Raw genomic sequence first — 13,681 nt, 5'->3', positions numbered from 1 at the left:
CGCGTCGGTAAGCGCGTTCGGGAGAGTATCATGAATGTGCATGCCACCGCTTTGGCCAAAGCGTATCCGTTCGACGAAGCGACCTCGGCGTTTGCCGGCGATGTGATCGGCGATCTCGCCCGTCACCCGAAACGGCTGTCGCCGAAATATTTCTACGACGCCACCGGCTCGGAGCTGTTCGAGCAGATCACGGTGCTGCCGGAATATTATCCGACGCGCACCGAGCTCGGCATCCTGCGTGACCGCGGCGGCGAGATCGCCGCGATCATTCCGGACGGCGCGGCGCTGGTGGAGTTCGGCGCCGGCGCCACCACCAAGGTGCGCCTCTTGCTCGAGACTAGCGAATTCGGCGCCTATGTGCCGGTCGATATCTCCGGCGATTTCCTCAAGGCCCAGGCCGATGGACTGCGCCGGGATTTCCCGCGTCTCGGCATCTATCCGGTCGCGGCCGATTTCACCACGCCGTTCGCGCTGCCCGAGGCGGTCGCGGACATGCCGAAGGTCGGCTTCTTCCCGGGCTCGACGCTCGGCAATTTCGAACCAAGCGAGGCGTTGGCCTTCCTGCGCAGCGCGCGCAAGATCCTCGGCCACGGCGCGCAGATGATCATCGGCGTCGACCTCGAGAAGGACGAGCGCGTGCTGTACGATGCGTATAACGACGCGGCCGGCGTCACCGCGCGCTTCAACCTCAATGTGCTGGTTCGTATCAACCGCGAGCTGGGCGGCAATTTTGACCTGTCGGGCTTCACCCACCGCTCGATCTACAATCGCGACCGCCACCGCATCGAGATGCACCTGATCAGCCGCAAGGCGCAGACCGTGCGCATCCTCGGCAACACCTTTGCGTTCCGTCCGGGCGAGAGCATCCACACCGAGAACAGCTACAAATACTCGCTCGAGCGTTTCACCGCGCTCGCCCGCAGCGCGGGCTGGACGGTGCGCGACAGCTGGACCGACGCCAACACGATGTTCTCGGTGCACGCGCTGGTCGCGGACTAGCATCCAAGCCAAGAGATGGGGCAACAATCATGGCCCGGCGTGCGCTGCAGATCGCGACGGCCCTGCTCGCCCTCGTCCCCATCCTGACCGGCATCATCACCATGCTCGGCGTGAGCGATCCGCTCTATGCCTCGTCGGGCATTCCGGCGCTGCCGGTGCTCGACAGCAATCTGCGCTTCTTCGGCGGGGTCTGGCTCGGTCTCGGCCTCGCTTTGCTCTGGCTGGTGCCGCGCATCGAAAGCGAGAGCGTGCTGTACCGCGTGGTCTGGGGCGGCATCTTCCTCGGCGGCATCGGCCGGCTGCTGTCGATGGTGATGGTTGGCCTCCCGCCGCTGCCCTTCGTGGGCTTCACTGCCCTCGAAGTGATCGGCGCCCCGCTGTTCGTCTATTGGCAGCACCGCGTGGCCACGGCCGGTCGCAGGTAGCGACCCCGCTATGCCTCCTCCCCGCTCGACCGCAGCGAGATCGATTCCCACGCCGCGACCACGATCATGATGGCGGTGGTGACGATCGAAAGCACCAGCGGCGACATCTCGCGCGCGAAATAGGCCGTGATCGCCAGCGCCACGATGCCGACGCCATGCGAGAGCTGCAGGAAATTGCGGATCACGTATTTGAACAGGATGGTCCCGACCAGGAACAGCGCGGGGCCGCCGACCGAGCTCACGATGGTCTTCAGATCGGATTGGCCGCCGGGATGCTTCAGCACCAGTTCGTCGGCAACCGCGGTGAGGATGATGCCGCCGACGATCGGCATGTGCAGATAGGTGTAGGCGATCCGCGCCACGCGGCCGGATTCCTCCGACTTGGAGATCATGTCAGCGCCGGCCTCGGCGCCCTTGTGGAAATAGATCCACCACATCGCGATGCTGCCGACCAGCGCCGAGATGAACGCGGCGACGTTCTCCGGCGTCCAGGTCAGATCGGCAAAGGTCGCGCCGTCGACCACGATGGCCTCGCCGAGCGCAATGATGATGAACCCTGCGCAACGCTCGGCCATGTGGCCGCCCTCGACCGACCAGGCCTCCATCGAGGAGAAGCCGAGCCTGGGGGTCCAGAACCGCAGAGCCGGCGCGGCATACTCGATGGCCAGCGCCGCGATCCAGAGCCACATCCGCGTCTCGTGCTCGGCGAAACCGCCGAGAACCCAGAGCACGGCCGAGCAGGACAGCCAGGTCAGGATACGAATCGCATTGTGGCGCACCGCGGTCCGGCGCCGCGGCGTCGCCAGCAGCCAGAATGCGGTGCGGCCGACCTGCATCGCCGCATAGGTCCCGGCAAACCACAACCCGCGGCCCTCGAAGGCGGTCGGGATCGAGGTCGACAGCAGCAGCCCGCCCAGCATCAGGACGAACAGCAGCAGGCGGACCGGCGTCAGGTCGGGATCGAGCCAGTTGGTGACCCAGGTGGTGTAGACCCACACCCACCACACCGCGAGGAACAGCACCGTGACCTGCACCGCGCCGAGCGGGGTGAAGTGGTGCAGCAGCGTGTGCGACAGCTGCGTGACGGCGAAGACGAAGACGAGGTCGAAGAACAGCTCGGCATTGGTGACGCGGCTGTGCTGGTTCGGCACGATGACGCGAAACATCGCGCCGCGCGGATTATCTGCCATCGCTTGGGGCCCCCGCCCGGTTGCCGGGGACTAGCCTTCCGGCACGCCGGTCTGCAGGGCCAGCGCGTGCAGCACCCCGCCCATCTGGCCCTTCAGCGACTGGTAGACGATCTGATGCTGCTGAACGCGGGACTTGCCGCGGAATGACTCGGAAACGACAGTGGCCGCATAGTGGTCGCCGTCGCCGGCCAGATCACGGATCGTCACCTCGGCATCAGGGATCGCTGCCTTGATCATCGATTCGATATCACGGGCGTCCATCGGCATCCCAGTCCACCTCCGTCAGGTCATTCGAATCAGGGCCGATTCGGCCAGGAAAACTAAGACGAAACCTAGGATAAAACCTCAGATAAAACCTAGCGCTTGAGGTCTTCTAGGTCATTCCGGGGCACACTATATTCCCATTCCCAGCGATTTAAACCTGCATCAATCGGTCACAAGCCATCACGCCGAAATGACCAGAAGAGGCGCAGAATCATGAAGCTCCCCGGCCCCGACCATCCGATCACGATCACGCCCAATGCCAAGCGTGTCCGCGTCACCGCCGACGGCGTCGTCATCGCCGAGACTACCCATGCGCTGACGTTGAAGGAAGCGAGCTATCCGGCCGTGCAATACGTCCCCCGGCAGGACGCCAACATGGAGCTGTTGACCCGCACCGAGCGGACCACGCATTGCCCCTACAAGGGCGATGCGAACTACTTCAGCATCAAGGCCAACGGCAAGACGCTGGACAATGCGATCTGGACCTACGAGGCGCCCTTTCCGGCCATGACCGAGATCGCCGGCCACCTCGCCTTCTATCCGGACAAAGTGAAGATCGAGGAAGTCGCCTAGACCGTCGCGCCTGCCGCACGCGCCGGGCCTCGCCCGGCCGTTTCGGCGTGCGTGCCTACCAGCCTGAAAACCGAAATGCCCGGGCGAGACCCGGGCATGACGACGGGAGTGTTCGGCCGGATCGCCGCTAGACCCTGAATATCGTGAGCCCAAGGATCAGCAGCACCAGGAAGATCACGACGAACACATAGAACAGGAAGCGCGCGATGTCGGCGGAGGCGGCGGAAATGCCGGTGAAGCCGAGCAGGCCCGCGATGATCGAGACGACAAGGAAGACCAACGCCCATTTCAGCAGTGTCATTGCTCGCTCCACAAACCCCGCGCCTTGCGCGTCCGCCCGACAACGCCCGCCACCGACCCCGGTTCCAGAACGAAACAGATCGACTGAAATGACCGACCTCGACACCACGGAATCGGGACGATTGGGCCTTGCTGAATCGGGTTCCCGGTTGCAACATCCGGGTGCAGACCCGGCTGGGGGCACCATGAAATCGATTGCTCACGCGGCTCCGGCCGTCGACGTCCAGGCAGCACCGAAGCTCCACAAGCGCAACGTCGCCCTCGACCGTGCACGCACCTTCCTGACGCTGGTCGTGCTGCTGCATCATGCGGTGATCCCCTACACCTATTTCGGGCACACCGACCCGACGTCCTGGATCGGCTTCGACTGCATGGTGCTCGCCACCGACAGCTTCTTCATGGCGATGTTCTTCTTCCTGTCGGGGCTGTTCGTCTGGCCCGGGCTCGGCCACAAGCCGTGGCTGATCTTCCTGCGCGACCGGCTGCTGCGGCTCGGCCTGCCCTTCGTGATCTGCGCGTTCACCGTGATTCCGATCGCCTATTACGCGATCGCGCTGCGTGCGACGCCGGAGCTGACCTTCTCCGAATTCTGGCGGAAGACCATGATTTTCGGGCCCTGGCCGAGCGGCCCGATCTGGTTCGTCTGGGTCCTGATGACCTTCGATCTGACGGCGAGCGTGCTGTACCGGGTGTCGTCGCGCCTGCTCGAGCCGATCAACCGACTGTCGATCAAGGGATTTGAACGCCCCTCGAAGTTCTGGCTGTTCCTCGTGGTCGTCAGTGCCGCCGCCTATTTGCCGATGCTGGTCCGTTACGGCCAGAACTACTGGTTCGAGCTCGGACCGTTCTCGGTGCAGGCGAGCCGGGTGCTGCTCTATGCATCCTATTTCTTCATCGGTGCGGGGATCGGGGCAGCGAACCTCGAGGGCGGCCTGCTCAGCGCAAACGGACGGCTGACCGAGCGGCGCTGGTTCTGGACCGGCATCACGCTGATCCCCTACTGCTTGATGTGGGTGATGATCTACATCAAGCGCGGGATCATCGGTAACCCCGACCCGCTGCCGGGCTGGTACCTCGCGTCCTACGGCACCTTCTACGTGCTGTTCAGCGCCTCGATCCTGTTCGCGATCCTGGCCTACTTCCTGCAATCGAAGGCGACGGGACCGACGCTGCTCGACCGCATGCAGGGCGACGCCTACGGCATGTTCCTGGTGCACTATCCGATCGTGCTGTGGCTGCAATACTGGCTGTTCGATATGGAATTGCCGGCGATCGCCAAGGCCGCGATCGCATTCTTCGCCACCGTAGCGCTGAGCTGGGCCGCGACAGCCGTGCTGCGCAAGATTCCCGGCTCGAAATACGTGCTTTGATCACGCCGCGATCTCGCCCCTGGCCGCCACGCTTTCCAGCCGCGGGGCGGCCGCGGCGCGATGGTCGCGGGCGATCAGGATGTAGAAGGTCGGCAGCACGAACAGCGTGAACAGCGTGCCGATCAGCATGCCCATCACCACGACGATGCCGATGGCAAAGCGGCTGGCCGCGCCGGCACCGTCGGCATAGAGCAGCGGCGCAAGGCCCGCGACCATCGCGGCCGTCGTCATCAGCACCGGCCGCATGCGCACCGCAGCGGCCTTCTGGATCGCGGCGATCCGGTCGAGCCCTTCGTGATGCTGGATCTCGTTGGCGAAACTCACCATCAGGATGCCGTGCTTGGAGATCAACCCGATCAGGGTGACGAGGCCGATCTGGGTGTAGATGTTCAGCGTGGTGAAGCCGAAATACAGCGGCAGCAGCGCGCCGCAGACCGCGAGCGGCACCGTCACCATGATGACCAGGGGATCGCGGAAACTCTCGAACTGCGCCGCCAGCACCAGGAAGATCACGATCAGCGCCATGCCGAACGTGACGATCAGGCGGTTGCCCTCCTGGACATATTGCCGGCTGTCCGACAGCCAGTCGACGGTCATGCCCGGCGACAGCTTTTGCGCCTGCATGAACGACACCGCCTGCCCCATGGTGACTCCGGGCTTCAGCACGGCCGAGATCGTCGCCGCGTTCATCTGGTTGAATTGCGGCAGCCGGTTCGGCTCGGGCTTGACGTCGACCTTGATCACCGTCGACAGCGGGAACATCTGCCCCGAGCTCGAACGGACATTGAAGTTTCCGAGATTTTCCGGCGTGACCCGGTCGGCCTGCCGCACCTGCGGAATCACCTCGTAGGAGCGCTCAAAGAAGTTGAAGCGGTTGACGTAGTTCTCGCCGACCAGCACGGCGAGCGTATCGGCGATGGTCTGCATGCTGACGCCGGCCTCGGCCGCCTTGGCATGATCGATCGTGATCCGCGCGGTCGGGCTGTCGAACGCGAGGTCGCTGTCGACGAAGACGAACAGTCCGCTCTTCCAGGCCGCTCCCTTCAGCGTCTCGACCTCCTGATAGATGGTCGAGAAATCGCCGGCCGAGCGCACCACCATCTGGAACGGCAGACCACCGGTCGCGGCCGGCAATGCGGCGGGCTGGAACGGCGTCACGCTGGCGCCGAGCACGCCATAGGACATGCCGTAGAGCTGGTTCTGGATGTCGTTGGCGGAGCGCTTGCGCTTGTCCCAATCGGTCAGCGTGATGCCGCCGAAAGCGTGGTTTTGCCCGTCGGTGCCGTTGATGACCCAGCTCGCGTGGTACTCCGGGAACGAGCGAAACAGCTGCTCGACCTGGTCGGTGTAGCGCGTGGTGTAATCGACGCTGGCATATTGCGGCGCCCTGAGCACGGTGAACACATAGCCCTGGTCCTCGGACGGCGCGAGCTCGCGCTGGCTGCCGAGAAACAGCACCACGATCGCCGCCAGCACGCTGACCGCGACCACGAGCACCACGGCGCGCATCTTGAGCGTCGCAGCCAACAGCCGGCTGTAGCCGCGCGACAGTTTCGAGAACTGGTGCTCGACGAAGCGGGCAAACCGGCCGTGCGAGGTCGCCCCTCCCAGCAGCTGCGCGCTCATCATCGGCGACAAGGTCAGCGCAATGACGCCCGAGACCACCACCGAGCCTACCAGCGTGAAGGCGAATTCGCGGAACAGACTGCCGGTCAGGCCGCCCATCAGGCCGATCGGCGCATAGACCGCGGCCAGCGTGATCGTCATCGCGATCACCGGGCCGACGATTTCCCGCGCGCCGATCAGTGCCGCGTCGCCCGGGCTCAGGCCCTCCTCGATGTGACGATGGATATTCTCCACCACGACGATGGCGTCGTCGACCACGAGCCCGATCGCCAGCACCATCGCAAGCAGGGTCAACAGGTTGATGGAGAAGCCGAGCGCCAGCATCATTGCGGCAGTGCCGACCAGCGACAGCGGCACGGTGACGACCGGGATCAGCACCGAGCGGAACGATCCGAGGAACAGCAGGATCACCACCACGACGATCGCGATCGCCTCGGCCAGCGCGTGCTGCACCTCTGATATCGAAGCCTTGACGAAGTGCACGATGTTGAAGACGTCGGCGACCTGCAATCCGGGCGGCGCGACGCGGTTGAGGTCCTCGATCACCTTGGCGGTGGCGGCGACGATCTCCAGCGGGTTGCCGTCGGGCGTCGGCTGCACCGCGATGTAGACGGTGGGCCTGCCGCTGTCGCGCGCGTTGGAATCGTAGTTCTCGCCGCCGATCTCGAGCGTCGCGACGTCGCCGAGCCGCACCAGGCCGCCACCGCCGGCGCCGGTCTTGATCACCATCTTGCGGAAATCGTCGAGATTCCTGAGGTCGGTCGCCGCGGTGATGTTGGTGACCGTCATCTCGCCGCGCAGCCGTCCGGGCGCCGCCTGCACATTGTTGGCGCGCAGCGCAGCAGCGATGTCGGCCGCAGTCAGGCCCCGCGCCGCGAGCTTGAACGGATCGATCCACACCCGCATCGCCAGCGACGATCCGCCCGATGTGTCGGCCGAGGCCACGCCGGGCACCGAGGTCAATAGCGGCTGCGCCACGCGGGTGGCGAAGTCGGTGATCTGCGCCGGCGTCAGCGTATCGCTGGTGAAGGCGATGTACTGCACCGCCGATGCGCCGTCGGTGATCTTGGTGATCACGGGATCGAACACGCCGGCCGGCATGCGGTACTTGACCTGCTGCACCTTGGCGAGCACTTCGGTCATGGCGCGGTCGGCATTGGCATTGAGCACCAGCTTGGCCTTGATCTGGCTGAGACCCAGCGTCGAATTCGAGGTCATGTATTCGATGCCGTTGGCGGTCGCGATCGATTGCGCGATCACCGAGGTGACGAAGCCTTGCATGACGTCCTGGGTGGCGCCGGGAAACGACACATCGACCTGGATGGTGGCGCTTTCCATGCTGGGATATTGCCGCACCGGCAGCGAGACCATCGCCGCGGTGCCGATCAAGAGGATCAGCAGGCTGACGACCGTCGCAAGGATCGGCCGGCGGATGAAGATGTCGGTGAAATGCATGATGCCTGCCTCGGACACTGCCCCTCGCGGGTTAGCGCCCCTTCTCCGGCGTCTCCGCCATGGTCATCTGGACGGCAGCACCCGGCATGACGCGGAGCTGGCCCGCGGTCACGATGTGATCGCCAGGCGAAAGCCCGTGCTCCACCACGACCCGTTCACCGATGCGCTGGCCGGTCCTGACGGCGACGCCGATCGCCTTGTTGTCGCGCACCACGAGCACGCTCTCGCCGGACGCGCTGGTCTGGATCGCGGTGACGGGCACCACGATGGCGTCGAGCTGCGGCGGCAACACGACGTTCACCATCACGAAGAGCCCAGGCCGCAGCAGCCGGTCGGGATTGCTGAACAAAGCCTGCACGAGGACATTGCGGGTATCCTCGGCGACCTGCGGTTCGATGGCGTTGATCTTGGCCTCGAACACCCGATCGGGGAAAGCATCGGTACGGATCGTCACCGCGCCTCCCACCTTCAGATTTGACAGGCGCTGCTGCGGAACGGTGAAATTGGCATAGAGCTGGTCGAGCGCGGTCAGCGTAGCGAGCGCATCGCCGGCATTGACGTACTGGCCGAGATTGACCTTGCGCAGGCCGATCTGGCCGGCGAACGGCGCGCGGATCGTCGTCTGCGCGATCTGCGCATCGAGCTGCTCGACCGAGGCGTCAGCCTGCTTCAGGTCTTCCTGCCGCTGCTGCAGCGTCTCCTGGGTCACGAAGCCGGAGGGCGCGAGGCCCTGCGAACGCTTCTCCTGCAATTGCGCAAAGCGTCCCTTGGAAACCGCGACCGCGCGCGAGGCGCGCAGCGGCGCATCATAAAGCTGCACCAGCGCTGCACCCTCGGCGACATCGGTACCGGCATCGAAGTTGATCGCGGTGACGCGGCCGGCCACTTCGGGCGCCAGAACCACCTGCCGCACTGCCTGCAACGAGCCGATCGCCTCGATCGCGCGCGGCAAGGTTTCGGTCCGCACCACCATGGCCGCCACCGGCGTCGGCGGGGCCTCGGTCGTGGCCTTGGCGGACGCACTGGATCCGCCGGCGCGCCAGGCGAACAAGGCGGCCGCGGTACAGATCAGCAAGACAAGGGTGATGCCGAACGGCTTGGCGCGAAGCCCGAGCCAGCGGCGCGACGAGGATGATGCGGACGGCATTTCGCTTCCAAGAACGAACCCCGGCATCTCGGCCGGAAGCTTGCCCCTGCAAGCCCGCAACTGGTATAGAACCTCAAGTATGGTTGAGGTCAAGGCTCGCAGCTTGCACGACTTCTAATCCGGGATCTCGAGGCAAATGGCGCTTCCACAAGAGCTTTCAGTCGGCGAAGTGGCGCAGCGCAGCGGCCTCGCCGTCTCCACCCTTCACTTCTACGAGAGCAAGGGGCTGATCGCGAGCCGGCGCACCAGCGGCAACCAGCGCCGCTACATGCGCGGCGTGCTGCGGCGCATCGCGGTGATCAGGATCGCGCAGCGCGCCGGGATTCCACTGGAAGAGATCAGGCAGACCTTCGCCGCGATACCGCTCGATCGCGCCCCGACCATGCGCGAATGGGAGCGTGCGATGCGCGCCTGGACCGCGGCGCTGGAGCACCGCATCAGCGATCTCACCGATCTTCGCGACAAGCTGTTCAACTGCATCGGCTGCGGCTGTCTGTCGGTGACCGATTGCCCGCTGCGCAACGGCAACGACAGGCTCGGCGCCCAGGGCCCGGGCCCGCGCATCCTGATCACGGCAGCCGAACGCCGGCAGCGCCGTGGGCGGCAGGCTTGAGCCCGTCGCCGACAAGTTGCGCACAACCTGCCATTGGTCACATGCCGCCGGGTGATTCTCAGTTATGCTGGCCGGACTGCTTGACCCTAGGGAGTCCTGAGATGAACGACCCTCAAGTTGGATGGATCGCCGCAATCATCGTCGGCGGATTGGCCGGCTGGCTCGCCGAGATGTTCATGAAGACCGGAACCGGTATCTTCATGAATATCATCCTCGGCATCGTCGGCGCCGCGCTGGCGAACTGGCTATTGGGTCTGCTCGGCGTGTCACTTGGCGGCGGATGGATCGGCTACCTCGTCGCCGGCTTCATCGGCGCAGTCATTATCATCTTTGCCTGGCGCGCGATCCGCGGTGCGACCTAGCGCTTGATCCGAAAGGATCGCGCCTGGACATAAGGCAATAGCGCGATGATGGGTTCATCGCGCTATTGGGATCTTTGTTCGCTCGACGCTTGTAGCGCCTGATCCGACGGAATCAGGCGGCAGTGCCGTGCATGTAGTTCGGCAGCCAGTGCTCGAAGGCGCGGGACAGGCTTTCGATCGTCACGGGCGGCTCGCCGGCAACCGCAATCGCCTCGCCGCCGGTGGTGCCGATGCGCGCACATGGCACGCCGGCGCCCTTCATCTTGGCCAGCACGAGGCCTGCGTCGGCCGCAGGCACGGTAACGATGTAGCGCGCCTGATCCTCGCCGAACCAGTAGGCATGCGGCACGATCGAGGATGGCGCCGCCAGGAGCTGCGCGCCGATGCCGCTTGCGATCGCCATCTCGGCGAGCGCGATCAGCAGCCCGCCGTCGGACACGTCATGCACCGCGGTCGCAGTACCGGCGCGGATCATGCCGCGCACCACGTCGCCGTTGCGCTTCTCGGTGGCGAGATCGACCGGCGGCGGAGCGCCCTCCTCGCGGCCGCAGACATCGCGCAGGTAGACCGACTGGCCGAGCCAGCCCTGGGTCTCGCCGACCAGCAGGATCGCCTCGCCCGCCGCCTTGAACGCCAGGGTCGCCGATTTGGTGAAGTCGTCGAGCAGGCCGACGCCGCCGATCGAGGGCGTCGGCAGGATGCCGCGGCCGTTGGTCTCGTTGTAGAGCGAGACGTTGCCGGACACGACCGGGAAGTCCAGCACGCGGCAGGCTTCCGAGATGCCCTTCAGGCAGCCGACGAACTGGCCCATGATCTCGGGCCGCTCCGGGTTGCCGAAGTTGAGATTGTCGGTGATCGCGAGCGGCCGGCCGCCGACCGCGGTGATGTTGCGCCAGGCTTCGGCCACCGCCTGCTTGCCGCCCTCGAACGGATCGGCCTCGCAATAGCGCGGCGTGACGTCGACGGTGAGCGCAAGCCCCTTCGGCCCGTCCTCGACGCGGACCACCGCGGCATCGCCGCCGGGACGCTGCATGGTATTGCCGAGGATGACGTGGTCGTATTGCTCCCAGACCCAGCGCTTCGAGCACAGTTCGGGCGTGCCGATCAGCTTCGTCAGCGCCTCCGCGAGGCCGAGCGGCGGCTTGACGTCCTGCCCGCGGATCACCGGCAGCACATTCGAGGCGACGTGCGGGCGGTCATAGACCGGCGCCTCGTCGCCGAGCTCCTTGATCGGCAGGTCGGCCATCACGTCGCCGCCATGCTTGACGACGAAGCGCTTGCTCGGCGTGGTGTAGCCGACGATGGCGAAATCGAGCCCCCATTTGCGGAAGATCGCCTCGGCCTCTTCCTCCTTCTCGGGCTTGAGCACCATGAGCATGCGCTCCTGGCTCTCCGAGAGCATCATCTCGTAGGCGCTCATGCCGGTCTCGCGGGTCGGTACCGCATCGAGATCGAGGTCGACGCCGAGATCGCCCTTGGCGCCCATCTCGACCGCCGAGCAGGTCAGGCCGGCCGCGCCCATGTCCTGAATCGCGATCACGCAACCCTTTTCCATGATCTCGAGGCAGGCTTCCAAAAGCAGCTTCTCGGCGAAGGGATCGCCGACCTGCACGGTCGGGCGCTTCTCCTCGGAGGCGTCGTCGAATTCGGCCGAAGCCATCGAGGCGCCGTGGATGCCGTCGCGGCCGGTCTTGGAGCCGAGATAGACGATGGGCATATTCACGCCGGAGGCCGCCGCGTAGAAGATCTTGTCGGCGTCGGCGAGGCCGACCGCCATCGCGTTGACCAGGATGTTGCCGTCATAGCGGGTGTGGAAGCGCACCTGGCCGCCGACCGTCGGCACGCCGAACGAATTGCCGTAGCCGCCGACGCCCGCGACCACGCCGGACACCAGATGCCGGGTCTTGGGGTGCTCGGGTGCGCCGAAGCTCAGCGCATTCAGGCAGGCGATCGGCCGGGCGCCCATGGTGAAGACGTCGCGCAGGATGCCGCCGACACCGGTGGTTGCGCCCTGGTACGGCTCGATGTAGCTCGGGTGGTTGTGGCTCTCCATCTTGAAGACCACGGCCTGGCCGTCGCCGATATCGATCACGCCGGCATTCTCGCCGGGGCCCTGAATCACCCAAGGCGCCTTGGTGGGCAGCCCGCGCAGATGGATACGCGAAGACTTGTACGAGCAATGCTCGTTCCACATCGCCGAGAAGATGCCGAGTTCGGTGAAGGTCGGAACCCGCCCGATCAGCTTCAGGATGCGCTCGTACTCGTCCGGCTTCAGCCCGTGGGCGGCGACGAGTTCGGGGGTGATTTGAGGCTCGTTCTTGGGGTCGTTCTTGGGCGCGGTCATGGGACCCTTAATAGGTAGATCGAACGGGGGCGAAAAGGCCTTTTACGGCCCATTTCCGGCCTGTCCAGAGCTTTGCGGCGGTTTGGCGCGGCCCGGGATTTGCGGCCCGGAATCGCACCTGGATTTGTGCCTGGGATTTGCACAATCGGGATGGATCGGATTTAAGGTCCCGAACCCGATAATTGAAGGCCAGATTTCGTGAACGAGCTCGCCAAGACCGCACTCAATACGGCATTCAACCGCCGCCCCGACCTGCACGTCGAAACCGAGGGCGAATTCGTCGGCTGGCGAACCTGGACCCGGGACAGTTTCGAGACCCATACCGGCCCATTCTACCACCGCATGGACGAGAACGGCCGCATCGCCTGCGCGTTCCGGGTCGGCCCGAAGCACCTCAATGGCTCGGGCAACGTCCATGGCGGCTGCCTCATGACCTTCGCGGATTACTGCCTGTTCGCGCTCGCCTCTCCGGTGCTCCAGGGCCCCGGGGTCACGGTCTCGTTCGCCTCGGAATTCCTCGACGCGGCCCGCGAGGGTGATCTGATCGAATGCACCGGCGAGGTCACCCGCGCCGGCGGGTCGCTGATCTTCGTGCGCGGCATGCTGACATCGGCCGAGCGACCCCTGCTCAGCTTCTCCGGCACCATCAAGCGGACGAAGCGCAAGGCGCCGGCGGAGAAGACAGCGTAAAGCGCGCTGGAGCCCGTCCGGTTGAATCGGAACGGCTCCAGATTTTTCCTTGACGCGTTTTCTTCACGCGAACACTTCGCTGGAAAACGCTCCACGTCTGTGGACGCACGCCGTCATCCAGCTGTTACATCGCCACGGGTTGAATCGAAAGCGCAGCATTAGCGCATTGTGTTCACGCGCGTTTGTCGCGTGAAGCAATGCAGACGCCAGTTGTGACGCGACGACATGCTGTCGTTGCGTCGTCGCGCGCGCGTCACATGCGCGTCAGCCAAGCCCCCGAATATTGCTGAACGGTTTCTGTTTGTGCATTCGCGCAGCGAGGT

At 65.1% G+C, this 13,681-nt stretch carries 13 protein-coding genes; 7 read left to right on the top strand and 6 right to left on the bottom strand.

Translation table 11 applies throughout. From position 1 onward, the window contains the following. Positions 1 to 30: 30 nt before the first annotated feature. Both egtD and ACE10Z_RS18100 read left to right on the top strand, forming a co-directional pair. Positions 31 to 999: an L-histidine N(alpha)-methyltransferase gene (gene egtD, locus ACE10Z_RS18105; protein WP_375789124.1), complete on the top strand. Its 969-nt coding sequence runs from the start codon at positions 31 to 33 to the stop codon at positions 997 to 999. Between the two features lie 29 nt (positions 1,000 to 1,028). Beyond that, entirely contained in the window at positions 1,029 to 1,424 is a 396-nt protein-coding gene (locus tag ACE10Z_RS18100; protein ID WP_375789123.1) for a DUF4345 domain-containing protein, read from the top strand. A gap of 8 nt (positions 1,425 to 1,432) precedes the next feature. Here ACE10Z_RS18100 and ACE10Z_RS18095 read toward each other — a convergent pair whose 3' ends face one another. Both ACE10Z_RS18095 and ACE10Z_RS18090 read right to left on the bottom strand, forming a co-directional pair. Further along, the gene (locus ACE10Z_RS18095) at positions 1,433 to 2,614 is read right to left on the bottom strand and encodes a low temperature requirement protein A (protein ID WP_375789122.1); all 1,182 of its coding nucleotides are present in this window, start codon (positions 2,612 to 2,614) and stop codon (positions 1,433 to 1,435) included. 30 nt (positions 2,615 to 2,644) lie between these two features. Further along, the gene (locus ACE10Z_RS18090) at positions 2,645 to 2,881 is read right to left on the bottom strand and encodes a BolA family protein (protein ID WP_021077843.1); all 237 of its coding nucleotides are present in this window, start codon (positions 2,879 to 2,881) and stop codon (positions 2,645 to 2,647) included. Positions 2,882 to 3,091: 210 nt separating this feature from the next. On the opposite strand from ACE10Z_RS18090, the gene ACE10Z_RS18085 reads away from it, so the two are divergent. Next, positions 3,092 to 3,451, top strand: a complete 360-nt coding sequence (locus ACE10Z_RS18085) for a DUF427 domain-containing protein (protein WP_097675699.1) — start codon at positions 3,092 to 3,094, stop codon at positions 3,449 to 3,451. 127 nt (positions 3,452 to 3,578) lie between these two features. On the opposite strand, the gene ACE10Z_RS18080 is transcribed toward ACE10Z_RS18085, so the two are convergent. Then, on the bottom strand, positions 3,579 to 3,752 hold the full coding sequence (locus tag ACE10Z_RS18080) for a DUF1328 domain-containing protein (RefSeq protein WP_021077845.1): 174 nt from the start codon (positions 3,750 to 3,752) through the stop codon (positions 3,579 to 3,581). A 184-nt stretch (positions 3,753 to 3,936) separates the two neighbouring features. Here ACE10Z_RS18080 and ACE10Z_RS18075 point away from each other — a divergent pair, with 184 nt between their 5' ends. Then, positions 3,937 to 5,121: an acyltransferase gene (locus ACE10Z_RS18075; protein WP_375789121.1), complete on the top strand. Its 1,185-nt coding sequence runs from the start codon at positions 3,937 to 3,939 to the stop codon at positions 5,119 to 5,121. Here ACE10Z_RS18075 and ACE10Z_RS18070 read toward each other — a convergent pair whose 3' ends face one another. After that, positions 5,122 to 8,220: an efflux RND transporter permease subunit gene (locus ACE10Z_RS18070; protein WP_375789120.1), complete on the bottom strand. Its 3,099-nt coding sequence runs from the start codon at positions 8,218 to 8,220 to the stop codon at positions 5,122 to 5,124. Between the two features lie 13 nt (positions 8,221 to 8,233). Further along, positions 8,234 to 9,349 carry an efflux RND transporter periplasmic adaptor subunit gene (locus tag ACE10Z_RS18065; RefSeq protein WP_375789119.1) on the bottom strand — a complete coding sequence of 372 codons (1,116 nt, stop codon included), beginning with the start codon at positions 9,347 to 9,349 and terminating at the stop codon, positions 8,234 to 8,236. A 136-nt stretch (positions 9,350 to 9,485) separates the two neighbouring features. On the opposite strand from ACE10Z_RS18065, the gene soxR reads away from it, so the two are divergent. Both soxR and ACE10Z_RS18055 read left to right on the top strand, forming a co-directional pair. Further along, on the top strand, positions 9,486 to 9,962 hold the full coding sequence (gene soxR, locus ACE10Z_RS18060; protein ID WP_375789118.1) for a redox-sensitive transcriptional activator SoxR: 477 nt from the start codon (positions 9,486 to 9,488) through the stop codon (positions 9,960 to 9,962). A gap of 101 nt (positions 9,963 to 10,063) precedes the next feature. Continuing rightward, entirely contained in the window at positions 10,064 to 10,324 is a 261-nt protein-coding gene (locus tag ACE10Z_RS18055; RefSeq protein WP_223976144.1) for a GlsB/YeaQ/YmgE family stress response membrane protein, read from the top strand. A 112-nt stretch (positions 10,325 to 10,436) separates the two neighbouring features. On the opposite strand, the gene purL is transcribed toward ACE10Z_RS18055, so the two are convergent. Continuing rightward, positions 10,437 to 12,668, bottom strand: a complete 2,232-nt coding sequence (gene purL, locus ACE10Z_RS18050; protein WP_375789117.1) for a phosphoribosylformylglycinamidine synthase subunit PurL — start codon at positions 12,666 to 12,668, stop codon at positions 10,437 to 10,439. 198 nt (positions 12,669 to 12,866) lie between these two features. On the opposite strand from purL, the gene ACE10Z_RS18045 reads away from it, so the two are divergent. Beyond that, positions 12,867 to 13,358 carry a PaaI family thioesterase gene (locus ACE10Z_RS18045; RefSeq protein WP_375789116.1) on the top strand — a complete coding sequence of 164 codons (492 nt, stop codon included), beginning with the start codon at positions 12,867 to 12,869 and terminating at the stop codon, positions 13,356 to 13,358. Positions 13,359 to 13,681 lie beyond the last annotated feature (323 nt).

It is taken from the genome of Bradyrhizobium sp. Pha-3 (assembly GCF_042258615.1).
In the GTDB taxonomy this organism is placed as follows: Bacteria; Pseudomonadota; Alphaproteobacteria; order Rhizobiales; family Xanthobacteraceae; genus Bradyrhizobium.
The sequence above is the reverse complement of the archived record's forward strand: the minus strand, read 5'-3'. Positions and strand labels throughout refer to the sequence as shown.